This is a genomic window from Flexithrix dorotheae DSM 6795, from assembly GCF_000379765.1.
In the GTDB taxonomy this organism is placed as follows: Bacteria; Bacteroidota; Bacteroidia; order Cytophagales; family Flammeovirgaceae; genus Flexithrix; species Flexithrix dorotheae.
Genome location: NZ_KB903443.1, coordinates 27734 through 52318 on the forward strand (window position 1 = coordinate 27734; position 24585 = coordinate 52318).

General features: G+C 35.3%; 18 protein-coding genes. 9 read left to right on the forward strand and 9 right to left on the reverse strand.

Annotated elements, in window-relative coordinates; genetic code table 11:
* Positions 1-101: 101 nt before the first annotated feature.
* Together A3EM_RS0115520 and A3EM_RS0115525 are read left to right on the forward strand one after the other, a co-directional pair.
* Positions 102-2102 carry a DUF3352 domain-containing protein gene (locus A3EM_RS0115520; protein WP_020529142.1) on the forward strand — a complete coding sequence of 667 codons (2001 nt, stop codon included), beginning with the start codon at positions 102-104 and terminating at the stop codon, positions 2100-2102.
* A gap of 168 nt (positions 2103-2270) precedes the next feature.
* Positions 2271-2729 (forward strand): DUF3592 domain-containing protein, encoded by a 459-nt coding sequence (locus A3EM_RS0115525; protein ID WP_157637915.1) that lies wholly within the window; start codon positions 2271-2273, stop codon positions 2727-2729.
* A 2-nt stretch (positions 2730-2731) separates the two neighbouring features.
* Here the strand turns inward: A3EM_RS0115525 and A3EM_RS0115530 are convergent, their stop codons facing one another.
* Positions 2732-3328 carry an RNA polymerase sigma factor gene (locus tag A3EM_RS0115530; RefSeq protein WP_020529144.1) on the reverse strand — a complete coding sequence of 199 codons (597 nt, stop codon included), beginning with the start codon at positions 3326-3328 and terminating at the stop codon, positions 2732-2734.
* 447 nt (positions 3329-3775) lie between these two features.
* On the opposite strand from A3EM_RS0115530, the gene A3EM_RS0115540 reads away from it, so the two are divergent.
* The 5 genes from A3EM_RS0115540 to A3EM_RS0115560 all read left to right on the forward strand — a co-directional run bounded on the left by A3EM_RS0115540 (position 3776) and on the right by A3EM_RS0115560 (position 11213).
* A complete protein-coding gene (locus A3EM_RS0115540; protein ID WP_020529146.1) occupies positions 3776-6703 on the forward strand; it encodes an FAD-binding and (Fe-S)-binding domain-containing protein in 2928 nt (975 codons plus the stop codon).
* Positions 6704-7001: 298 nt separating this feature from the next.
* Positions 7002-7151: a hypothetical protein gene (locus A3EM_RS0115545; protein ID WP_157637916.1), complete on the forward strand. Its 150-nt coding sequence runs from the start codon at positions 7002-7004 to the stop codon at positions 7149-7151.
* Positions 7152-7435: 284 nt separating this feature from the next.
* A complete protein-coding gene (thrA, locus tag A3EM_RS0115550; protein WP_020529148.1) occupies positions 7436-9886 on the forward strand; it encodes a bifunctional aspartate kinase/homoserine dehydrogenase I in 2451 nt (816 codons plus the stop codon).
* A gap of 119 nt (positions 9887-10005) precedes the next feature.
* Positions 10006-10863: a hypothetical protein gene (locus A3EM_RS0115555; RefSeq protein WP_157637917.1), complete on the forward strand. Its 858-nt coding sequence runs from the start codon at positions 10006-10008 to the stop codon at positions 10861-10863.
* A gap of 62 nt (positions 10864-10925) precedes the next feature.
* A complete protein-coding gene (locus A3EM_RS0115560; protein ID WP_020529150.1) occupies positions 10926-11213 on the forward strand; it encodes a hypothetical protein in 288 nt (95 codons plus the stop codon).
* A 68-nt stretch (positions 11214-11281) separates the two neighbouring features.
* Here the strand turns inward: A3EM_RS0115560 and A3EM_RS0115565 are convergent, their stop codons facing one another.
* The 8 genes from A3EM_RS0115565 to A3EM_RS0115605 form a co-directional block, all read right to left on the reverse strand.
* Positions 11282-12178 carry an aldo/keto reductase gene (locus tag A3EM_RS0115565; protein WP_020529151.1) on the reverse strand — a complete coding sequence of 299 codons (897 nt, stop codon included), beginning with the start codon at positions 12176-12178 and terminating at the stop codon, positions 11282-11284.
* 54 nt (positions 12179-12232) lie between these two features.
* Entirely contained in the window at positions 12233-13198 is a 966-nt protein-coding gene (locus A3EM_RS42565; protein WP_020529152.1) for a hypothetical protein, read from the reverse strand.
* A gap of 247 nt (positions 13199-13445) precedes the next feature.
* Positions 13446-14672 carry a gliding motility lipoprotein GldJ gene (gldJ, locus tag A3EM_RS0115575; RefSeq protein ID WP_020529153.1) on the reverse strand — a complete coding sequence of 409 codons (1227 nt, stop codon included), beginning with the start codon at positions 14670-14672 and terminating at the stop codon, positions 13446-13448.
* 150 nt (positions 14673-14822) lie between these two features.
* Complete coding sequence (mfd, locus tag A3EM_RS0115580) at positions 14823-18200, reverse strand: transcription-repair coupling factor (RefSeq protein WP_020529154.1); 3378 nt, start codon at positions 18198-18200, stop codon at positions 14823-14825.
* Positions 18201-18446: 246 nt separating this feature from the next.
* On the reverse strand, positions 18447-19016 hold the full coding sequence (gene lptC / locus A3EM_RS42570) for an LPS export ABC transporter periplasmic protein LptC (protein WP_020529156.1): 570 nt from the start codon (positions 19014-19016) through the stop codon (positions 18447-18449).
* Between the two features lie 198 nt (positions 19017-19214).
* Positions 19215-20570, reverse strand: coding sequence for a tetratricopeptide repeat protein (locus A3EM_RS0115595; RefSeq protein ID WP_026210326.1), 1356 nt, complete (start codon positions 20568-20570; stop codon positions 19215-19217).
* A 15-nt stretch (positions 20571-20585) separates the two neighbouring features.
* On the reverse strand, positions 20586-21854 hold the full coding sequence (gene bamG, locus A3EM_RS0115600) for a BamG family beta-barrel-assembly machinery protein (protein WP_020529158.1): 1269 nt from the start codon (positions 21852-21854) through the stop codon (positions 20586-20588).
* On the reverse strand, positions 21844-22563 hold the full coding sequence (locus tag A3EM_RS0115605; protein WP_020529159.1) for a type III pantothenate kinase: 720 nt from the start codon (positions 22561-22563) through the stop codon (positions 21844-21846). Before A3EM_RS0115605 ends, bamG begins: the two co-directional genes overlap by 11 nt.
* A 43-nt stretch (positions 22564-22606) precedes the next feature.
* On the opposite strand from A3EM_RS0115605, the gene miaA reads away from it, so the two are divergent.
* Together miaA and hemC are read left to right on the forward strand one after the other, a co-directional pair.
* The gene (miaA, locus tag A3EM_RS0115610; protein WP_020529160.1) at positions 22607-23518 is read left to right on the forward strand and encodes a tRNA (adenosine(37)-N6)-dimethylallyltransferase MiaA; all 912 of its coding nucleotides are present in this window, start codon (positions 22607-22609) and stop codon (positions 23516-23518) included.
* Between the two features lie 112 nt (positions 23519-23630).
* The gene (hemC, locus tag A3EM_RS0115615; RefSeq protein WP_020529161.1) at positions 23631-24548 is read left to right on the forward strand and encodes a hydroxymethylbilane synthase; all 918 of its coding nucleotides are present in this window, start codon (positions 23631-23633) and stop codon (positions 24546-24548) included.
* Positions 24549-24585: the final 37 nt, after the last annotated feature.

Genomic DNA, 24585 nt, shown 5'->3' on the forward strand with positions numbered 1-24585 from the left:
TACGCCTAATTTTGAACAAAAATGGCTGCCTTTACTAAAGCGGTTTATTTCTAAATCTTTATTTAGATTTCTGTTTAAAGATTTTTTTAACAATTAATACCATGAACAAAAGAAAAATTATTCTCCTGTTTTTTATCTCCTTATTTGTAATCCTTGGAGGATACCTCGCCTATTTATTTTTATTTCCAGCTGAAAGCCATTTCAAAGGGGTGAGCTTAATCCCAGAAAATGCAGTTTATATCATTTCTACAGATGAACCAGTGGAAAACTGGGACCGGATCAAAAACAGTCCTACCTGGAAACATTTACAAAACAATGAATATTTCGCCCAACTTACCAAAGATGCTAACCAACTGGATAGTCTTATCAGGGAAAATGAATCTGTCTTTCAATTTTTCGGTTCCAGACAGGTATTGATCTCCGCCCATACTTTTGGCCAAAAGGAATATGATTTTTTATATATTATTGATTTAAAGCAAGTTGCCAAGTTGGCTCCCTTAAAATCATTTATAAAAAACCTTACTGATGAGAATTATGAAGTTTCTATAAATGAATATAAAAATAAAGAAGTTATCTCTATCATAGAAAAAGGCTCTTCAAGTGCTCTAAATCTTTATTTCGCTGAAAACTTCCTTGTCTTATCATATACAAATTCCCTGGTTGAAGCCTCAATTGATCAAATTGAAAATCCCTTGATTAGTCTGGATGAACATTTTGTGGAAATAAATCAAAGAATTGGAAATAAGGGAATGTTTCAGTTTTTTCTGAATCACAAGGAAATTGACAATTATATGAATATTTACCTGGCAGAGCAGGATGATTATGTAGATGCAGCCAGCAAGCAGTTGCATTTCACAGGTTTGTATTTTTCGCTGGAGGAGGATGGCAGCATCGCCATGGAAGGCTATAGTAATGTGAATATGGAAGAAAATTCCTATATCCAGGCCTTGTTGAATTCGGGAAATGGAAGCATGGAAGCCCTTTCCATAGCTCCTCAGCGAACTGGTTTTTATGCAAGCCTTGGCTTTGAAAATTTTAATATTTTCATTGATAACCTGGAGGAAATCTACAAACAAGATGCTGAAACCTACGATCAGTATATGAGCAATATCGACAAAATGGAAGGATATCTGAAAATTGATATTCAACAGCATTTTTTTGACTGGATCGCGGATGAGGTTGCTTTTCTTCAACTTAAGCCATCCGGATTAGGCAGGAATAATGAATTTGCTGTTGCCCTAAAATCAAAAAACAGGAATGATGCCGAGGAAAACCTGAATTATATAGCTCAGCAAATCAGGAAAAAAACCCCTGTTAAATTTAAATATGTGGATTATCAGGGTTATAAAATTAAATATTTATCGGTAAAGGGTTTCTTCAAACCATTCCTGGGGAAATTGTTCTCTCAACTGGAAAAACCTTACTATACTTTTATAGATGACTATGTCATTTTCAGCAATCATCCGCAAACGATTAAAAATATCATTGATGACTATGAATCTGGAAATACCCTGGTAAACACCGAAGGTTTTGATGAATTTACAGAAGATTTCCAAAAAGAAAATAGTGTTTTTCTTTACCTCCAAACCCCAGTCTTCATTGATAGAATGGAAGATTTTGTGAGTCCAGAAACATGGAAATCCATTCAAAAAAACAGAAACTTTATTGCCTGTTTCTCTGATATCGGTTTTCAGCTTCAGGCTCAGGATAAACTGTTTAAAGCAACTTTTAATGCCAGGTTTAAAGATTTAGAAAAAATAGCTAAAAGCCAAAAAGACTTATTGGCTCAATTAGAAACCTATGGTTTTTTGAATACTGATTCCATATTTCAGCTTACCACTTCTATTGAAAAAGATGATGTAATCGCCATTGATGAAATTGTGCTGGATGATTTAGATGCCAAAACCAAGGAAGAATTTTATGAGGATGGTTCGCTGAAAGCAGAAGTGAGTTTGAAAAATGGCCAAATGCATGGCGCTTACCGATCATATTTCCCTAATGGAGATCTGAAAATTAAAGGGAAATATAAGAATGGTGAAAAAAGTGGGACATGGAAGTTCTATGATGAGGAGGGCAAAGTGGTGGAGAAAGTGGCTTATTGAAAATATATTTCTCCACCTTTTTTAACCAAGTCTAACGAGGAGATTGTATAGCTATCAAACCAGAAAAAAATTAACTTCATCTATGAATAATTATTCAATCAGGTTGTAATAAAATAAATACAAGCTGCGACTATCGAAGGAAAACATCTTTCTACTAAACCAGCAAAAATGTCATATTTATTCTTGCATCTTCCTTTGTGCATTCCTCTTTATTTAGTCTACATGGCTCTCTATGAAATATATGAGGAAAGAGAATTTAAAAAATTTGCCATCCAAACAGAAGGAGCAATTGTAGGAATTTTAAATGGTAAATATGAAGACCAAACTCATACTTATTATCTACATACAGTTCATATAAATGGCAAAGTTGTTAACGGACTCCTAATTGTAGAATTTGAAACAGATAAAGGAGATATCTATAGAGTCAGGACAAAAAAAACTTACCCTGAATATACCAATAATATTATAACAGTAAGTTATAATCCTCTTGATCCAACTGATGTGATGATTGATAATTATTATAAAAGTGGAATTTCAAAATATTTAAGACTTGGGGGCGGAATAATTTTTTCCGCAGCAATGTTCGTAGGAATTCAGGCAATGATTGAGGTAATGTCCAGGCAATAATTCTATAAATGCATTAAGGTTATTAAAACCATTGTAAAGGAAACATTGCTTTTCAATGCGTCAAGGGCTTTTGAAATCAAGTTGTATACTGATTGATGGTTAATACCCATGACTTCAGAAATTTCATCGTATGAAAGATTTCCATAAAATCTCAGGAAAACAGATTCTTTTTGGCGGGGAGGGAGTTTGTTTAATTCTTCTTCTAATTTCAGGCTTCTTCCAACCAAAGTTTCTGCCTCAATCAGTTTGATTTCCGGAGATAATTCTAATTCAAACTCCTGTGCCTCCAGAAAATCTTCATGATTAACTATTTTCTTTTTTTTGATCAGTTTCTTTGTAAGATTCCTACGAAAAGCTTTTAGAAGGTAACTTTTTATAAGTGGAGTATCACTGAGGTTTTTTTTGTTTTTCCAAAGGTCGATGAACATATCATGGATGGCATCTTTAATAAGATCCTGATCCTGGGAAAATCGAAAACCGTAGTTGGAAAGAATATCAATATGTTGTTGATAAATATATGCAAATGCCTGATTATCACCCTTTTTAAAAGACTGCCAAACCTTTAAATCTGTACCATTTCCGATTTTTTTTACTTTCATAAAACCCTAACTCAGAGCATGTTTTAATTTCTCACCTGTTTCACTGTAAATGCCCACTAAAGCGTCTGGCCGCTTCTGAAACCTTGTTTCAAAATAAAATTTCTATGGGTCTGAAAATTCAGTTGTGCTACTTCTGGAGCATCAGCCCGATGAAAAATTTTATTGTCTCAAGAGGTCTCAAAACTGAACTTTTCCACTTGTGTTCTACATTTCGGAAAACCTAAATTTTTAACAAGCTCTCCCACTAATTCATTCATAATTAAATATTTTACCTTTCAAACACAATGATTTATTTAAAATAAATCCGATTTTTGAAGTTTGTGAAAATTATGGATGAAACCTGTTTCAGTAAACTATTCATTGAAACATTTTTTAAATATAAAAAATTTAGTCTTGTAATGAATGCAGGACATAAACTAAAATAATACATACACCTTTGATCGCAAAATGAGAAGAAAGCTGGAATACCTGGAAGAAAAATTAGAAGGAGAACTTTATTATGATACCACCATGCGTACCTTGTATGCTACCGATGCCTCAGCCTATCGGGAAATGCCTCTGGCGGTGGCTATTCCAAAATCGGAAAAAGATATAAAAACCCTTGTTCATTTTGCAAGAAAAGAAAAAACTTCCCTCATACCACGAACTGCAGGAACTTCTCTTGCCGGTCAGGTAGTTGGGGATGGAATTGTAGTGGATGTTTCCAGAACTTTCACCAAAATTCTGGAAGTAAATAAAGAGGAAAGCTGGGTAAGATTACAACCCGGAGTGGTAAGAGATGAATTAAATCATCATTTGAAAAGCTATGATTTATTTTTTGGACCGGAAACCTCTACCGCCAACCGGGCCATGGTGGGAGGAATGGTTGGTAACAATTCATGTGGATCAAATTCTGTGGTTTATGGCAGTACAAGAGATCATCTACTTGAAGTAAAAGCAATTTTGAGTGATGGAAATGGAGTAACTTTCAAAAACCTGAGCAATGAGGAGTTTGAAGCCAAGTGCCGGGGAGAAAATGTGGTGAGTACACTTGAACAAAAAATTTATCAGGAGACAAAAGCTATTCTGGAAGTTGAAGAAAACCAGAAAGAAATCAGAGAGAAGTTTCCAAAATTCAGTATTCCCAGAAGGAACACAGGTTATGCCATTGACATGCTGCTGGAGACAGCACCTTTTACTAAAGGAAAAGAGGATTTTAATTTTTGTAAATTAATTGCCGGATCAGAAGGCACACTGGCCTTTATTACTGAAATTAAATTACATGTAAACCCGACTCCACCCAAATATAAAGCCCTTGTTTGTGCGCATTTTACTTCAGTTGATGAATCCCTAAGGGCAAATCTGGTGGCTTTGCAACACAACCCTAGTGCCTGCGAATTAATGGACCATTACGTACTGGAATGTACAAAAACCAATATTGAGCAACGGGCTAACAGGTTTTTTGTAGAAGGAGATCCTCAAGCCATTTTGGTGGTAGAATTATCAAGAGATAGTGCTGAACAACTGGATAAAGATGCGCAGGCGCTTATTGATGATTTTAAGCAGAATAATTTTGGATACCACTATCCAATTGTTTCCGGAGGTGATGTAAAAAAAGTATGGACCCTGAGAAAAGCAGGGTTGGGTTTATTGTCCAACATTCCGGGCGATGCCAAACCTGCTCCTGTAATTGAGGATACAGCTGTGGATGTAGCCGACCTTCCTGCCTACATTGCCGATTTCAATGAAGTATTGAAAAAATACGATCTTTTCTGCGTGCATTATGCCCATGCCGGGTCGGGTGAATTGCATTTAAGGCCAATTCTTAACTTAAAAACAGAGGAGGGAAATCAGCTTTTTAGAACAATTGCCGAAGAAATTGCCAAACTGGTCAAAAAATATAAAGGCTCCCTGAGTGGGGAACATGGTGATGGGAGGCTAAGAGGAGAATTCATCCCATTTATGGTAGGCGAGAAAAATAATAAACTCATTGAAAGAGTAAAACTGGCCTGGGATCCGGAAAATATTTTCAATCCCGGAAAAATTGTAAATACTCCTTCAATGAATTCTTCTTTAAGGTATACTCCGGGACAGGTTACTCCTGATTTTAATACAACCTACGATTTCTCAAAAAACCAGGGAATTATCAGGGCTGCGGAACTTTGTAATGGAAGCGGAGATTGCCGAAAAACGGAAATTACTGGTGGGACCATGTGTCCAAGTTACATGGCTACCAGAAATGAAAAAGATACTACAAGAGCTAGGGCTAACATTTTGAGAGAATATTTAACACATTCTCCTAAGAAAAATAAATTTGATCATGAGGAAATAAAAGAAGTGATGGATTTATGCCTTTCATGTAAAGGTTGTAAATCTGAATGTCCTTCCAATGTAGATGTAGCAAAACTTAAGGGAGAGTTTTTGTCACAATACTACAAAGCCAATGGAATAGGTTTAAGAACGAAACTGATAGGTCATTTCCCAACACTTACTGCTCTGGCAGCACTCACTCCAAGCCTTTATAATTTTATTTTTTCGAATAAGCTTACCGGTAATTTGGCTAAGAGCGTGGTGGGTTTTGCTTCGGAACGGCCTATGCCAAAATTGCATAAAACCACCCTCAATAAATGGTATAGGAAAAACAGAAAAGATAAAAAGAGCGATAAGAGAAAGGTTTATTTATTTAGTGATGAATTTACCAATTATAATGATACGGATATTGGCATTACCACTTTCCGGTTGCTGGAAGCCCTGGGTTATGAAGTGACTATACCCAAGCATATAGAAAGTGGCCGGACTTTCCTTTCTAAAGGGATGCTCAAAGAAGCGAAAGAGATTGCCATTAGAAATGTTGATCTGTTAAAAGATATTGTAGATGAAGAAACGCCAATAATTGGTATTGAGCCTTCTGCTATTCTTACTTTAAGAGATGAGTACCTGGATTTGGTTCATCCTTCACAAAAGGAGGCTGCACAAAAAATTGCTAAAAACACATTCTTTATTGATGAATTCATTAGTAATGAGATTGATAAGGGAAATATCAAAAAAGAACAGTTTAAAAGCGACAAAAAACTGATAAAATTACATGGGCATTGTCATCAAAAAGCACTTTCCAGCTTAACCTTTACCAAGAAAATGTTGAGTTTGCCTGAAAATTATGAAGTGCATATGATTCCATCTGGATGTTGTGGAATGGCGGGTTCATTCGGATATGAAGAAGAACACTATGAAGTTTCTATGAAAATTGGAGAATTGGTTCTTTTTCCTACCGTAAGAGCTCAACCACAGGAAGTTATCATAGCGGCTCCGGGCACAAGTTGCAGGCATCAGATCCATGATGGCACAGGCAGGAAAGCTTATCATACTGTAGAAGTACTGTTTAACGCCTTAAAGTAATTTGGATTAATAAAAACAAAAAAAGCCTTTATCTTTCAATAAAATCGTTGAGCGATATAGGCTTTTTTTCCTTCAGAAAACGGACAGACCTTACATTATCCCCCTCAAAACAATTCTTTTACTTAAAATTATTTTTATCCTCAAGGGTTACATTTTTCTTACATGGTGATTAAAATCTGATTTTTAACCATAAAAACAGAAAGCGAAGCCTGATGTTAATAGGTGTAAATACTACTAATTCCAGGATATTCTTTTAACCATGAAAAACTTTTTTATAACCCTTGGAATAATTGTTTATATGTCATTCATGTTTGTGATGGCAGGTTCGGTTATTCTTTCAGACATTCAGAATCAGAATCAACCTCTAGAAGTAAAAGCGTCAATCGAGCTTCCAGAAAAAGTTGAAATCAGGAATAATATTAATGATCAAGTATCATTTAATAAGTAGATGAAATTTTATCATTTGATCACAGGTTTAGGTGATTGACTAAAGGAGCTTAAAAAAGCTCCTTTTTTTATGCACAGTCCCATTACATGCAGTTGATAACTAAAGTTTATCACATTTTTTCTTTTTTCTCCCTTTTTTGCAAAGTTTCCTCATAAATTTTGAGAAAACCCTAAGAGAATTCCCCACATGTTTGCAAATTTGCACCCTGAAATAGAATGCTTTGTTTTTCGGTTTGCAGGATTGATCATTTTACATAATTATTCTGCTACTAAAATTTGTTTTTGATGAGAGTTTTAAAGTTTGGAGGAACATCTGTAGGAACACCTGAAAGAATTTTGCAGGTAATTGAGATTGTAAAAGATGCATTACAAAAAGAAAAAGTAGCTGTGGTAGTCTCTGCCTTTGGTGGCATTACAGATCAATTGATAAAGGTAAGTGAGATGGCTTCCTCTGGAAATGAAGGCTATAAGGATTTACAGCGGGAGATTGAGACCAGGCACATTCAGGCTATTAAAACACTTGTTCATGCCAGAAGGCAAAGTGGTGTAGTGGCAGAAATCAAATTCCTGCTCAACGAACTTGAAGATATTCTTCATGGAATTTATTTGGTAAAGGAGTTAAGCCCTAAAATGAAGGATTTTATCTTAAGTTTTGGAGAAAGGCTTTCTGCCTCAATCATTGCAGAAGCCTTCAAAGAAAAGGAGATAGATGCCCGATTTACGGACTCGAGGAATCTCATCATCACCGACAAGAACTTTGGTAATGCCAATGTGAATTTCACAGAAACCAATGAAAGGATTCAGAAGCATTTTATTAATGCACAGGGTGAATTGATGATTCTGCCCGGGTTCGTGGCCAGTACTAAAAATAACGAAACGACTACCTTAGGCCGTGGAGGTTCTGATTATACGGCATCTATTTTTGCCGGAGCCCTTCATGTGGAGGTTTTAGAGATATGGACAGACGTAAATGGAATGATGACTGCTGACCCTAGAAAGGTTAGGACAGCCTTCACCATTCCTGAAATATCCTATGAAGAAGCCATGGAACTTTCATACTTTGGGGCAAAAGTGATTTATCCTCCAAGTATTCAGCCAGCTTATCAAAAGCAAATTCCTATTCTTGTAAAAAACACCTTTGATCCAAAAGGGAAAAATACGATTATTAGTGGTGATGCTCCTGATGATGAAAAGCCAATCAGAGGGATTTCATCAATGAAAGATATTGCCCTGGTCACACTTACAGGAAGTGGCTTAGTAGGGGTTACTGGTTCGGCATCCAGGTTGTTTAATGCTCTTGCTAAAAGTCAAATTAACGTTATTTTAATTTCCCAGGCTTCTTCAGAACATTCTATTACCACAGCAGTAGAAGAAAAGAATGCTGAATTGGCCAGTAAAGTCATTTACAAAGAATTTAAGGAGGAGTTTAAAGGACAAAAGTTGGATCAGGTGATTGTGGAGCAGGCACTTTCAATCGTGGCTGTTGTGGGTAAAAACATGAAGAAAACTCCCGGAGTTGCAGGGAAGTTATTCAGTTCACTTGGTAGAAATGGCGTAAATGTTTTGGCTATTGCTCAAGGCGCTTCTGAACTTAATATATCATTGGTTGTCAGGCAAATAGATGAAAGAAAAGCAGTTAGCATTATTCATGAGGCATTTTTCCTTTCCGAAACCAAAGCGCTGCACCTTTTCATCGCGGGAAGTACCGGACTTATTGGAAAGACGCTACTTTCCCAGATAACCAAGCAATTTGGGTCACTTAAAGAAAATAGTGCTATAGATATTCGCCTTATTGGCTTAATGAATACCAGAAAAATGGTAATTGAACCTCAGGGAATTAACCCCGGTTCAGCGAATGAAGTAATTGAAAATGCGGATAAAAAAAGTAGCCTAGATTCTTTCGTAGACGAAATGATCTCACAAAACTTAAGAAACACTGTTTTTGTGGATGCCACAGCCAGTCAGCTGATTTCGGATCAATATGAGAAAATCCTCAATGCAAATATTTCAATAGTAACGCCAAATAAGCTGGCTTGCTCTGGGGATATTAATTATTATAAAAGGCTGAAAAAAATTGCCAGAAAAAGAGGGGCTAAATTTCTATTTGAGACCAATGTTGGAGCTGGTCTGCCGGTAATCAGTACTTTGAATGATCTAATCCAAAGTGGAGATAAAATCATTAAAATCGAGGCAATTCTTTCCGGGACTTTAAATTACATAACAAACAATGTAAGTAAGGACAAAAAGATTAGTGAGGTTGTTTTAGATGCCAAAGAAGCCGGATTAACTGAGCCAGACCCTAGAATTGACCTTAGCGGTTCGGATGTTGCCCGAAAAATTCTTATTTTAGCCAGAGAGCTGGGCTATGACTTGAATATGGAAGATGTTGAATCTGAACCATTTATTTCTAAAGAAAGCCTGGATGCCAGTGATATTTCAGATTTTTTTGAAAAGTTAAAAGCTTATGATGAAACCTTTGAAAAGGAAAGGTCTAAGCTTGATGCTAAGGATGAAAAATACAGAATTATTGCTACCCTTGAGGATGGAAAACCAAAAGTAAAGGTAAAAACTTTTGACAAAACCCACCCTTTCTATATGGCAGAGGGTAGTGATAATATTATCCTTTATACAACCAATAGGTACAACGAGTTGCCTTTAATGATAAAAGGCCCGGGAGCAGGAGCAGAAGTAACAGCAGCAGGTGTATTTGCAGACATTATCCGGATTGTTGATTAGTGTCAAGTCAGCCTTAAGCTTTCGGAAATCCGAGGCTTAACATGACAATAGATTTAAAAAAATTTATATTATTATTAAACCAAATAGAGCAGCATTTTCCTGCTCTATTTTTATTTACAATGAAAATGAAAAATGCCATTTCAACTATTCTGCTTGCGCTAATCTTTCATCAGGCCTTTTCAGTGACCATTGAAGGAGGAAATTATGAAGGAAGACCTCAGTTCATTATCAAAACCAAAACTGCCACTTATTTTTATGATAAAGCTGGGGGAGGTTTTTCCAGAATGATTGATAAAGAAGGGAAAGACTGGATTAGTTTTAAAAAAGATCCCTTATCAGAATATCCGATTTCAGCTGGAGCGGGATTTAGAGGATTACCCAACATGGTTTTTGGAAATGAAGATGGAGGAGCAGGCCACCCAGGCCATGATAAGTGTGTAAGTGAAATTTTGAATGAACACACCATTATTACCAAAAGCAAATCTGGCAAATGGGAATGGATTTGGGAATTTGAGGAGAAATTTGCCCGACTTACAGTTAAAAAAACCGATCCAAACCATCCCTATTGGTTTCTTTATGAAGGCACCATAGGAGGAAAATTTAGTCCTACTTATCATTACTGGGGAACAGATAAAGGGGGACCAAACAATGAAATTTATGATTTTTACAAGGGGAAAAAGCTTTTTGAAAAGTGGAATTGGATTTATTTTGGAGATAAACAAATTGACAGAGTCCTGTTTTTACTTCACCAGACGCCTGATGACAAGGAGGATGTGTTGGGCTACCTGGGAAACTCAGACAAAGGAATTGATTCCGAAGATGGGATGGTAGTTTTTGGTTTTGGAAGGGCAAAGGGTTCCAAACCTCAAATGACAGCTGAAAACAATTCTTTTATAATAGGATTTCTGGAGAAAAGGATTGAGGATGGTCAAGGACACGATAAGGCAAAGAAAAAAATAGAAAAGTTGAAAAAATAAATGAATTATTTCAATTATTTTCTTTCAAAATAGTTGAAATAGATGAACTAAACTTATCAAATATGCTTGAAATAATTGCCATTGTCACTCTGGGAAAACACATCAGTAAAATTGTAAGAGCAAAAGGATTAAAGCCTACAAAATATGTAATCATTATGGTAGTCCTTTGGATAGGGCTGGAAATTATAGGTTCTATTTGCGGTACTTTATTAATTGGAGAAGGATTAGCAGCCTATCCATTTGCATTAGCTGGAGCTGCACTGGGAGGTTTTATAGCATACTCCATAGCAAAAAATGCCTCCGCTGCTACTAATCTGGAAAGTGATGAAATCTTAGACCTGAATGTCTAAATTCTATCTTCAGGAAAAATGGGCTTGATTTTTCATAAAACAAGCCTTTTTTCTCCCTCAATTTTTACTCACCTGTGTTGCTCATAGAAATTTACAGGTAGGACATTTTGTAATTGAGAATATTCATCTTCCTTCAGCCACGGGACCTCATATACTTTTACTAAATCTAAAAGCTGTTCCTGGGTTCGGATACCAGAAACAGCAGAAGAAAGTGCAGGATGTTGCAATACAAATTGTAAAGCCAATTGAGCAGGAGATTTCTCTTTACCGATTAAATCTTTAATATAATACTGAATTTTTTCTACTTCTTTTTCAGTATAATTTAAATATGTCTTTGCCGGCTTATCTATAAGAAGCCCTTTTGCTACACCTCCTCTAGACAGAACACCAATATTATTTTCATAGAGTAAATCTAAACAAGATTCCTCTGGACGCCTATCCAGAATACTGTATTGCATCATTACACTGGTGATATTCGATTTTTTTACATATTCTCGAATCACATTCGGCCGAATGGAGGAAATTCCATAATATCTGATTTTACCTTCTGCTTTAAGCTTTTCAAAAGCTTCTATTGTTTCATCTATAGGATCCTCTATAGTTCCTCCATGCAGTTGGTATAAGTCAATATAATCTGTATTAAGCCTTTTCAGACTTTTTTCTACTGCTTGTATAATATATTCTTTTGAAGGATTCCAGATCCATCCACTTCCATCAGGTTTTAACTGGTTCCCTACTTTTGTGGCAATAAGGACCTTATCCCTAATTCCTTTAAATGCCTTGCCTAAGGATATTTCATTTTCCCCATTCTGATATAAATCTGCTGTATCAAAAAAGTTTATTCCATTATCGTAGGCACTATGTAATAGGGAAGAGTTTTTGGCATCATCATTCCCAAGGGACATACACCCAAAACTTACTTTACTTACATATAATTCCGAGTTTCCTAATTGTTGGTAAGTCATAGAATTTTAGGATGATTTTTATTTCAAAATAAGAAAAATAGCGAATAAGTTCATTTAATTGAATTTAAAAACACCCTTTATTTTTTTCAGGAATTCATCCTTCAGAATGTCAAAATCCCAAAAATTTGAAATGAGGCCTTTTTTTGAGGCCTGTATAATTTTTCTAAAGATAGGGTCATTAAAAGTGGTTTCACCTTTTTCTGCAAGAGAAATTGCACTCAAAAATTCATTATTAACCATACAAAAAACACATCCTAATAAATATTCTCTAATAGAATAGTTTTCATTTTTAAAAGAATTAATATAGGTTATTTCTGCCCATCTGGGAGATTTTTTCACAGTTACCTTTGCAAGTTTTTTATAAAAAGGATTTGAAAATAAACTATCGAAACCTTTTCTGGAAATTCTGGGCACTCCATTAACATTAATATCAGCCAACCAAAAATTTTTACCATCCATATACCTCATTACATCAAACAGTTTATCCTCACCTTCATAGGATCCATGGATTCCAGGTTCAAACTCCAGTAATAATATGTCATCCTGAGTATCATTTAAAAGGTTCTGATAAAGCCTGAGGTCAATTCCTTGCGAATCAACCTTCATCCAATCAATCTTGTCAATGTTTAATTCAGACAAGGCCGCATTTAGGGAAATGTTATCTAATTTAACAACATCCTTAATTTTATAAAAAGGAGCATAAATATATCCTTCTACTTTTTTTAAATCTGGCTTTAAACTGCTTGATGTATATGGATATTCAGTAAGATAAAAATCAATTTTCTTATCTTCTTTATCCGACACTATACAGTTGTATACAAATAACTTTTTGTAATCCTTAGATTCCTCTTCAGAAATATTAAACTCCCGTTCATCAGCATCGAAGGCAATACAAATAGCATACTTTGCAAAAGTTTTCCATTTTGGGTGAATCTTCCCCGAAGCACCAACATCAATTAAAACAGGGGGTTGAGCTACTAATTCTGGCCGTTCAAAAATTTCCTTAATCAGACTTTTCATATTTGATTTAATTTAATTCTCTATTACCGGACATCCATTTATTTTATTACTAAAAGGTAAATAGAGTTTATCAAATTTGCTCAAATATCTAACTTTCTGAATCAATTTAAAATGTTAACCCAGATTATCCTAAAATTTCAAACATTTGATTCTGTCATTTTAACTAAAGGGTTTCGAAAAGCTTGAATAAAAAAAAATACTCGAGATAATTAAATCCCGAGTATTTTATATTTAGTTTTTTTAAAGCTTATCTTGGAGCATTACCATCTGCACTAATCATTGCACATCTAAACCCAATTGTTGCTGTTGCAGAATCCTCTTCTAAGTATCTTCTTGTTCCTGGAGCTAACCAATAAGCTACATCTTTCCAAGATCCACCTTTGTAAACTCTTACATGGTTATCAATAAAGGTTGTCCATTGCGGCTTGTCATAAATGTAATCCCAACTTTGGTCATCAAGGAATCCACTATTTCGAACCGGGTTTAAATCTTCAAAATCCTGGTAGGAAAGAGGTCGATAAATATCTTCAACCCATTCATTTACATTACCAGCCATGTTATACAAACCATAATCATTTGGAGGATTATCATAAATACCTGCAGTTATCATGGCTGCATCATTTAATTTACCTGCAATACCGGCATAGTCACCTCTACCTCTTTTAAAGTTTGCCATAAATGTACCCATTTCATCACCATAAGGATTTCTAGTGGAGTGTCCATCCCAAGGGTAAATTCTTCTATGGCTATGGTTTTCATCATATTCCTGAACACCAATCAAAGCTTGGGCTGCATATTCCCATTCAGCTTCAGTAGGTAATCTATAATTAGGAACAACAATACCTGATTCCAATGGAATTCTTTCTCCTCCCTCCACAGCTGAAACTTCCTCATCTGTACCATTTTTCATAGCAAGATTTCTATTTACCATAGTAGTCCTCCATGCACAGTAATTTTTGGCCTGTAACCAATTAATACCAACTACTGGATGAAATCTAAAACCTGGATATCTAAAATAATGGTCAACATAAGGATCATTAAAGGCTAATTCTTTTGACCAAACAGTAGTATCAGGAAGAGCCTCTTCATAATATGTCTGACCAGAATCTCTTGCATAATGCAAATATTCTAACCAGTGGATATTTGCTACTTCCGCTTCATCCATGTAAAATGAATTAACAGTAACAGTCCTTTCAATGTTATCCATTGCCCCGAGCAAATCTTCTTCGTAAGACCCCAGGATTATTCTTCCTCCTTCAATATACCTTAGTCCAGGACCATAAGGTTGTCCACTGTATTTTCTAACACCAAAAGAATTTTCATCTTTCCCATTATAGGCCATTCCAGTAGTCGTACTAAATTTCCCTGGATTGTCAGCAGTTGCAAAATCATTTTTTTTACCACAACTGGACAAAATGCTTATCCCTATAAAAAGCAAAGATGATAAATAAAAAAAGCTCCTTACTTTGTTCATGATTAATTTGTTTTTTAAAATATCGAGGTATTCCGACTTTAGCTAATCATCTAACTTTGGTAAATTAATATTATTGCTTGAAGAAGATGATTAAGTTTGGATAAAACTATTTACTAAATTCCTAATAATTCAATAACTGTACCTAAATGTTTAAGATTTTATTTCTTGTACACAATTTAATGCCTGATCAATACTAAAAACATCATTAACGATTAAGATCACTCTTTTTTTAGCATCTTTCATTTGACATTTTCTTGGGTTTTTATTTACAAACCTTAAAAACTTCCCAAAGGTTTCACCTTGGTAATAGGAAGTATTATTATGTTCCACTAAAGAAGCTTTAAAAACACCTCCCTTTAAAATCAATTTTTCAATCCCTAAACTTTCACAGATCCATCTTAATTTAACGACTTCCAATAAATTAAATACTGGAGTAGGAATTGGTCCAAATCGATCCGATAATGAAGATCTAAACTTTTCAAGCTCCTCAGCATTTTTTATGGCATCCGCAGCAATGTATAAATTAAGTCTTTCGGAAATATTAGAAACATAGGATTCTGGGATAATTACCTCGAAATCTGTTTCAATATTACAATCAACTTTTAATTCTTTTAAATCTAACTCATTTTTACCCACAAATAATTCTCTAAATTCAGTTTCCTTAAGCTCTGTAATCGCATCTTCAAGAATTTTATTATACATATCAAATCCAAGGTCAGATATAAACCCACTTTGTTCTGCCCCGAGTAAATTTCCTGCCCCCCTGATATCTAAATCTCGCATGGCTACCTTAAATCCATCTCCCAGATCAGAAAACTCCTCCAAAGTACTCAACCTCTTCCTTGCATCCGGAGTAATATGAATGAGACTTGGGGTAATTAAATAACAATAAGCTTTCCTATTCGACCTTCCCACTCTTCCTCTCATCTGGTGAAGATCAGAGAGTCCAAACATATGTGCCCTATTAATTATAATGGTATTGGCATTTGGTATATCTAATCCGGATTCTATAATGTTGGTGGAAACCAAAACATCATATTCCCCATCAATAAATTTAACCATTAGTTTTTCCAACTTCTGCCCTTCCATCTGTCCATGAGCATACACTACCCGGGCATCCGGCACTAAGCGAACTATATTATTTGCAATGCTTTCAATATCTCCAATCCTATTGTGTACAAAGAATACCTGTCCCCCTCTGTTAAGTTCTCTTCTTACTGCATCTCTGATTACTTCATCACTGAAAGTATGTAAATTTGTTTCTACTGGTTGCCTGTTTGGGGGTGGAGTAGAAATAACTGACAAGTCCCTGGCCCCCATTAAGGAAAACTGTAAGGTTCTTGGGATAGGTGTAGCTGTTAATGTTAAAACATCTACATTCACCGTCATTTCCTTTAATCTTTCCTTGGTTTTCACTCCAAACTTTTGTTCTTCATCAATTACCATTAAACCCAAATCCTTAAACTCCACAGCTTTTCCGGTAATTTTATGAGTTCCAATCAGCACGTCTATTTTCCCTTCCTTTAATTCTTTCAAAATCCTTTTGACATCTGAAGGAGTTCTAAATCTATTCAGGTAATCTACTTTACAAGGTAAATTAGAAAACCTATCCTTAAAGGTTTTATAATGCTGCATAGCCAAAATTGTGGTTGGCACTAAAACAGCCACCTGCTTACTATCGCAGACTGCTTTAAAAGCAGAACGAATAGCGACTTCTGTTTTCCCAAAACCAACATCACCACAAACTAACCGATCCATTGGATGGGGCAATTCCATATCAGCTTTTACATCCTCTGTAGCCTTCGCCTGATCAGGAGTATCTTCATATATAAAAGATGATTCTAATTCTGCCTGAAGGTAACTATCTTTAGTAAATGCAAAGCCTGGAGAGGTTTTTCTCTTAGCATAAAGATTTATTAAATCTTTGGCGATGTCCTGAACTCTCTTTTTAACTTTTCGTTTTTTCTGCTCCCACTCCTGAGAGCCTAACTTACTAATTGGAGGCATTCTTCCCTCTTGGCCGGAATATTTTGATATTTTATGTAAACCATGAATTCCAACAAATAAAATATCATCATCTCTATATATTAACCTTACCGCTTCTTGCTCTTTTTCATTGTTAACAACCTTTTCTAAGCCTCCAAATCGTCCGATTCCATGTTCAATATGTGTTACAAAATCTCCAATTTTCAATTCCCTCAGGTCTTTAAGCGTTAGTGCCTTTGTTTTGGAAAATTTCTTTTTGACATAATATTTATGGAATCTTTCAAATATTTGATGATCAGTATAACATACTAATTTTAGATTGTCATCAATAAATCCGCCTTTTAGAGAAATATTGAGTTCGGAATAATTCAATCCAGGATCTATTTCAGCAAAAATGGTTTTAAGTCGCTCTAGCTGTTTGTGGGACTCTGCAACAAGTACATTTTGATAGCCATTTAATTCATTTTGGTCCAAATCTTCTACTAATAAATTAAAATCTTTATTAAAGGAAGGCTGGGATTTGGATTCAAAATTTACCACCAAACTTTTTTTATGATAAAATCGGTTTCCAAACTCAAGGCTTGAAAAATCCTGAAACGCCTTTTCAAATGATTCCTGAGATTCAAACAAATCGCCCGGATCATTAATGATTTGTGTATCTCCTGAACTGGAAACAATTTGATCAAAGTTACTCTGGGCAGCAGAGAAATTTTTGGAAATAGTGTCTAATGTTAACTCGTAATCCTTTACCCAGATTTTAGTTGATGAAGGAATAAAAGATAATATAGATTCCCTCACCTCCTGCATTAATTTTGTCTGAACATTAGGAATTATAGCGATTTGGTCGAGTTTTGATATGGATAATTGTGTGAGTGGATCAAATGTTTTAATACTTTCAATTTCATCTCCAAATAACTCTAATCTAAATGGAAGTTCATTGGCATATGAAAAAATATCAATTATCCCTCCCCTTACAGCAAACTGACCTGCCTCATAAACAAAATCTTCTTTTTCAAATTCATATTCCGTAAGTAGTTCCGAAATAAATTCTGTGTTTACTTTTTCTCCTACCTTCGCTGAAAATGTATTCTCCAATAACGAGCGCTGGTTAATGACTTTTTCCGTTAATGCTTCCGGGTAGGAAACAATAATATCCCCACCTTCCTTTTTTCTGTTTATCTGACTTAAAACCTCAGCCCTTTGGAGCACATTAGCATTTTCTACCTCCTGAAACTGATAGGGTTTTTTGTATGAAGTCGGAAAAAAAAGGATATTCCTGCCAGGCAATAAATTTTTTAAATCATAAAAAAAATATGAAGCCTCTTCTTTATCATGTAGGACAAAAAAATGAGATTGTGGAATTAATTCTATTACTGAAGCAGAAATAATCGCATCAAGACTGCCCTTCAGCCCTTTAAGCTGCAATTTTGATTTTGCGTTTTTTTTTAAAGCTTCTAGAATAACCCTGGTTATTCCATCAGCCTGATAAAGATTTAGTAAACCTTCAATTGTTAAAGCACTTTTTTCCTTATATTCTTCCACAACTAAATATCTAATTCAATCCATTAGAATAAAACAGAATTTGCTGATCTAATTCTCCTTCTTTTTCTTCTGGTATTGGAAAATTAAAAAAAATATTCCGCTTAACATAAAAGCCCAATAGCTTTCCTTCAATCCGTAGAGAAAAGTTTGATGAACACCTATGATAAAAAAAACTGACGAAATGGAAAGCGTAATTACTTCTGCTAACTTCATTAATAAAACATTAAAACCCTTAAGTTGGCGAAATTATAATTCATCCTTAATAGTAAAAATTCCGGTGACTCCTCCTGTAATTTCAAATTCACTAAAGTCTTGTTTGGCAGTCATTCCGTTCCCCTCAATTATTTCCTCCTTAGTAGTAATTTTTACAGGAGTAAGGGTATCTGTATAAATTTCCTTTTTTACCTGACTCCAATGCAAAATTTCAGTTTCTAATTTTTGATTTTCTTCCAGGTTTATTACCACTACATTTCCCCTTACTCTATAAGAATCGTCTGAGGCTTCATGAAATCCACTATCAGCCTCCAGGGTGGTGGTTTTCCTTCCAAGTGAATCAAAAAATTCCAGAAAAACTCCTTCAGGATAGCTTTCATCATTGTTTTGATATTGATGTTGCAAAGGAGCCTTAACTTTTACCCTTACAGTTGAGCTCTGGCTAAAAGAAGCCGAAACTTCGGTAAACTCCATAATAGGGATATTTTCCCCTTCTTTTTTCTCCGTAATCTCTTCTTCTACTGCTTTTTCACTGCAACTCGCAAATAAGCCCAAAAAACTCAGTACTGAAATAATTATAAAATAACCCCCGACTTTATTCATCGATAAAAAAATTTAGGTTCAACAGATAAAAACCGGCCTCGATATTATCAGTTTCATTTACAAAGATGCTTTATTCTCAAGGTTTTATATATAAACCCTCCTAACAAATCCAGTATTTTTAGATTTTTTTAACCAAAAGCAAAAAAAAATGCGCCCGACTTAACCGTCAGACGCATCCTTTTGTGTAGGTAAATAATTTTATTTCCCGTCACTTGGTCTTTTCCTAATTGTAGTAGATACACCTACCCAACATCCTACAGAAAGTGATTCACCTTCTTTTCTACCATAGGTAAAAATATCAGTCATAGAAGGGAATTGCTCTCTGGCTTTGGCCATCTTTGTTGAATTTCCAGCTTTCTGATACATATCGAAAGCGGCCAGATAAACAGCTCTTGATTTAATTGGATCGGCATCAGCGCAATCTTTTCCACTTGTATAATATAAATCACCAATCAATTCATAAGCTTCTCCAGCTTTTGCAGGGTCTAACTCTATTACTTTATACGCTTCTGTTCTTGAACTTGATTTTTTCCCTTGAACACTGTAAATCTGAGCAATTTCAAAGGTAAGCTCAGCTTGTTTGGTTTTATCATCTCCAGCCAGCTCAATACCTTTTCTCTTCCACTCAATTGCCTTTTCGTAATCTTTTTCAATTTGGTATTTTTTGGAAATAGTACCTGCCAAACCAGCAGTAGGTTCTGCGTTATAAAGATTTTCAGCAGCAAGCAGGAATAAAGGATCGTCAGTACACTTATCGTTCAACATGTACTTGATAGCTCTTTTGGAAGTTTTTACATCCTCAGGATTATTTTGGATTTTATCTGCCATTTTTTCCCTCACAAATGCACAGTCAATAGTAACAGCTTTGGACAATAAACCATCTATTTTATCCTGACAATCTTTCCAGGCATTTTGGCTCTCTCCTTTCGATTTGGCAATGTTTTTCTCAATAGTTTCACTTATTTGATCATAGTAATCAAGAACCTCTTCTTCTGTAAGTTTCTTCTTTGCTTTCTGATTAACTACCGCCAACATTAAAAATGTTAAATTACTTCTGGACGTTTCCACACCATTCAGCTCAAAGATGTGATAATATTCCTTCATCATGGTATCCCATCTTTCAGGATCATCCTTTCTATCTTTCATATAGAAATATAATAATTTACCCATTCTTGCTCTTACGTCAGCCTCTTCACCAAAATATTTAATCCTGGTTTCATATAAGTCTAACACCTTGTCCTGTAGAGCCACCACTTTTGCTGGGTCATTTGCTCCCTTTTCCTCTTTCTCTAACAGTTCACTATAAAGAGAAACACCATGAATGTAGATAGACTTATTCAGATTAGGTGTATTTTCAAGAAGCCAATCCAATGGTTCCTTTGCGGCATCATATGCCTTCATTTTAATATTATCAGATGCTAAAGCATACTTTTCTTTTGCTGTTCCCGGATCTGCTCCCCAACACCATCCATTTTCACAATCATCACTTTGAGCAAAAGATACCTGGGCTACCAGGAAAAACAAAAGTGACATTATTAGTGGATACGTTTTCATAATTGTGCTCAATTTTTAATTAAATCTACGTCTTACAAACCATCGGTCATTTATTGTTACACCGAGGAAAAATCTTATATAACTTTCTTTTATAAATTCTTCATTATTCAGCTGGGTCCTTCCATATTCAAAGGCCATATCGATGCTCGAAAGCCCTCTGTTCATTGGTAAAGACAAACCAAATCGGGCTGAAACGTCAAGCAACTGTTCATCATTCACCAAATATGGTAATTCTTTATATGCCAACCCTGCTCTATAAGTCATCCTTTTAAGATAACTTGAGATGGAAGTGTAATCAGGAACCCATTCCCCTCCTATTCTTACTGTTCTGGCATCCAATAACCCTTGTCTGCCCTCAAAGTCCTTATAGTCCGACCATCTTTGGAAGGCCACATCCACACTTACTAAGTAATTAAATTCTTTCTCAAATGTCAACCCCAATTTTAAATCTGAAGGCAATGTTACGTTTCCTGCTGTATTAAATCTTAGGGTATCCACACTTACTTTATCATCCGAACCCGGTATTAGCCTTTCCATGGTTTCCAGCTTTTTCACTCCGAACTCTTTGGTTCCCTGGTAGACCGCTCCGAACCTGATAATTGATTTTTCTCCAATTTTTCCAGAATAATTTATACCAGGTACAAAAACAAATTCTGAAAAAGTAGTCCGATCATAAAAGTTAATCTGATAATTGGTTACATCTGCATTATCTTCAATGGTCGACCTTGTTTGTTTATTGATTGACCCAAAGTTTAATGAAGCTTCGAGCCCAACTGAAAATCCTTTAAATAACCTTACACCGTTTGACCAATAAACCTGGTTAATTCCCCCATCACCAAAATATTCATATTTGGCAAATTTCCCTGATCCATCTATTTCATCTATGGCAGAGACCTTCGAATTTACAGCACTAACAGGTCTAAGTCCAAATGCCATTCCCCAATTTTTGTTAATTGGGAAGCCAAAAGAAATATTATAGATGTTTCCGCCAACATCTGTTTGCCTTACATTTGTCGATTTTACCTCTCTATATTCTGTATAAAGGCTTAAATCGAAAAATGTATACTGGTTATAAGTCAGGTTAGCTGGATTAATTATATTTCCGGAAAGTGGATGTGGTGAACTTACACCCACACCGCCCATTCCTACACTTCGGATGTTTCCCTTGTCTACCAATTCCCCTATTCCTAGAATAGAAAATGGAGAATTACCTCCCTGGCCGAAAGCGTTAGTCACAAATCCCATCACTAACACTAAAATTAACAATCTTAGTTTAGTTAACATTTTCCCTCAATATTTTATTTAATCCCAATAAAATGAGATTATGATTCACAAAGATGGCAGGTTTTACTATACTTTCAAAAAATTTTGCGTCTCCACCACACAAAATCACATTAATTTGTCCAAATTTTTCTTGAAATTCTCTGATAGTTCCTTCAATCTCGTGAACTATTCCTGATACTACTCCCGATCTTAAACTGGAGATTGTATCCACTCCAACTTCCATTTCGCCTTGCTGTGGTCTTTCCACCATGGGTAATTTTGCAGTATAATTATGCATTGCTTTCCATCTCAGTTGCATACCGGGTGATATTCTACCACCAAGGTACTCTCCCTTTCTATTAATAAAATCATAAGTGATACAAGTTCCCAAATCTATAGATAAATTGGCAGAATCCGGAAAAATCACTCTAGTACCTACTACAGCAGCCAGGCGATCCATTCCTAATGTTTCTGGTGTTTGATATTTATTGATTATTGGTATCCTGGTTTTCGGATTAAGGAAGATTAAATTCGATTCACCCGCAATTTCATTAAAAATAATCTCTTTTCCATTACTAACATCACAAATTATTGCGAACTGGGGCTTTTTTCTTCTCAGATAGCTTTTTAGACTCAAAAAATCCAATTGGTTTTTTACTTCCAATAGTTCATCTCCATCAAAAAGCCCTACTTTTGTGAAAGTATTCCCGATGTCAATTGCTAAATTCATTTACTCTTTTTTATAAGAAATTTCTAATATTTGATTAAGTACTATGCCTGAAAAATTCCTTATTGTTATAGCAGGTCCAACCGCAATTGGAAAAACAAAGTTAAGCATAAAGTTAGCGAAACATCTCAACACAGCTATAATTAATGCAGATTCAAGACAGGTTTATAAGGAATTAAATATTGGCACTGCAAAACCTTCATTATCGGAATTATCAGAAGCCAAACATTTTTTGGTAGATTTCCTACCCTTAGATATTACTTATAATGCAGGCCAGTTTGAGAAGGATGCTTTACAGATTTTGGATTTCCTTTTCAAAACTAAGAATATGGTAATTGTTAGTGGAGGTTCAGGGCTTTACATTAAAGCACTATGTGAAGGAATGGACGATATTCCTCAGGTTCCCGGGCATTTTCGAGAAGATCTAAACCGATTTTATGCGCAACATGGCATAACCCCTTTATTGAAAGAGTTGACAGAAAAAGACCCTGAGTATTTTGAATATGTGGATAAAAGCAACACAAACCGTGTGATTAGGGCATTAGAAATAATTAGAGGTACTGGAAAAAAATTCAGCTCTTTTAGAAATGATAAAAAAAAGACACGAGATTTTACGATAATAAAAATTGGGCTGGAAAGGAACAGGGAAGAACTATATGAGCTAATTAACCAGCGAATGGATTTAATGATTGCAAAAGGGCTCGTAAACGAAGCATTTTCCCTGAAAGCATTCAAAAATTGTAATGCCTTGCAAACTGTAGGCTACAGAGAAATCTATGATTATTTTGAAGGTAGATATAACTGGGAAGAGGCAGTAAGACTGCTCAAAAGAAATAGTAGAAGGTATGCCAAAAGGCAAATGACCTGGTTTAAAGGAGATAAAGAATACCAATGGTTCAATCCTGAAAATTTTGAAGAGATATTAGATTTCATTCGAAGAAAAACAGGAAATAATTAAAATCACTTGGTAAATTTGATTTTTAAGTCGGGATATTTCCAATATCAGGGAATATTCGAATTACAAAGACTGGAATAAGTAAATAAATTTAAAGAACTGTATTTACATTGGTATGGCAAAAATTAGGATTGGCACAAGGGGGAGTAAATTAGCTTTATGGCAGGCTTATTATATTGAAAGTTTATTAAAGGAAAAGGGCCATGAGACTGAAATTGTTACCATAGAAACTAAAGGAGATAAGATTTTGGACAGAGCTCTTTCCAAAGTGGGAGGCAAAGGGGTATTTACAGAGGAATTGGAAGAACAGCTAACGAACAAAAAGATAGACATTGCTGTTCATAGTGCCAAAGATCTTCAATCTGACCTTGGTCCTGATTTTAAAATAATTGCCTTTACGGAGAGAGAATTGGTGCATGATGTAATTGTAAGCTATGATAAAAATTGTTTAAAGAAAGAATCGCCTGTTTTAGGGACTTCTTCTGTAAGAAGGACAGCTATGGTGAAGCATTACCTGCCAAATTGCCAAACAGTAAACATGAGGGGGAATTTGCAAACCAGGTTAAAAAAATTAAAAGAAGGGCAATGCGATGCTTTGATTTTGGCTTATGCCGGAGTTCACAGAATGGAATATAACAACCTGATTGTTCAGGAATTAAATACGGAAGAATTCACACCTCCTGTAGGCCAGGGATCTGTTGCCATAGAAGTAAGCACCGGAATTGAGCCTGGATTGGAAGGCAAAATAAGAGAAGCAGTTAATCACAAGGCGTCTGAATACTGTCTTTTGGCTGAAAGAGCATTTTTAAAGAAACTTGAAGGAGGATGCAGCATCCCTGCTTTTGGAAATGCAGTGCTTTCTAATAATTCCATTACTCTGACAGGAGGAATTATAAGTCCGGATGGAACTCAATTAGTAAAAAAAGAAATTAAAGGAGACCTTACCAATGCTGAAACGTTAGGCACTTCCCTTGCGATAACTGTTTTGGAAAACGGAGGCCGGGAAATTCTGGAAGAATTAAAGGTGAATTAAACATTTGAAGTCTTGAGCCTGAATACTCAAACTTTAA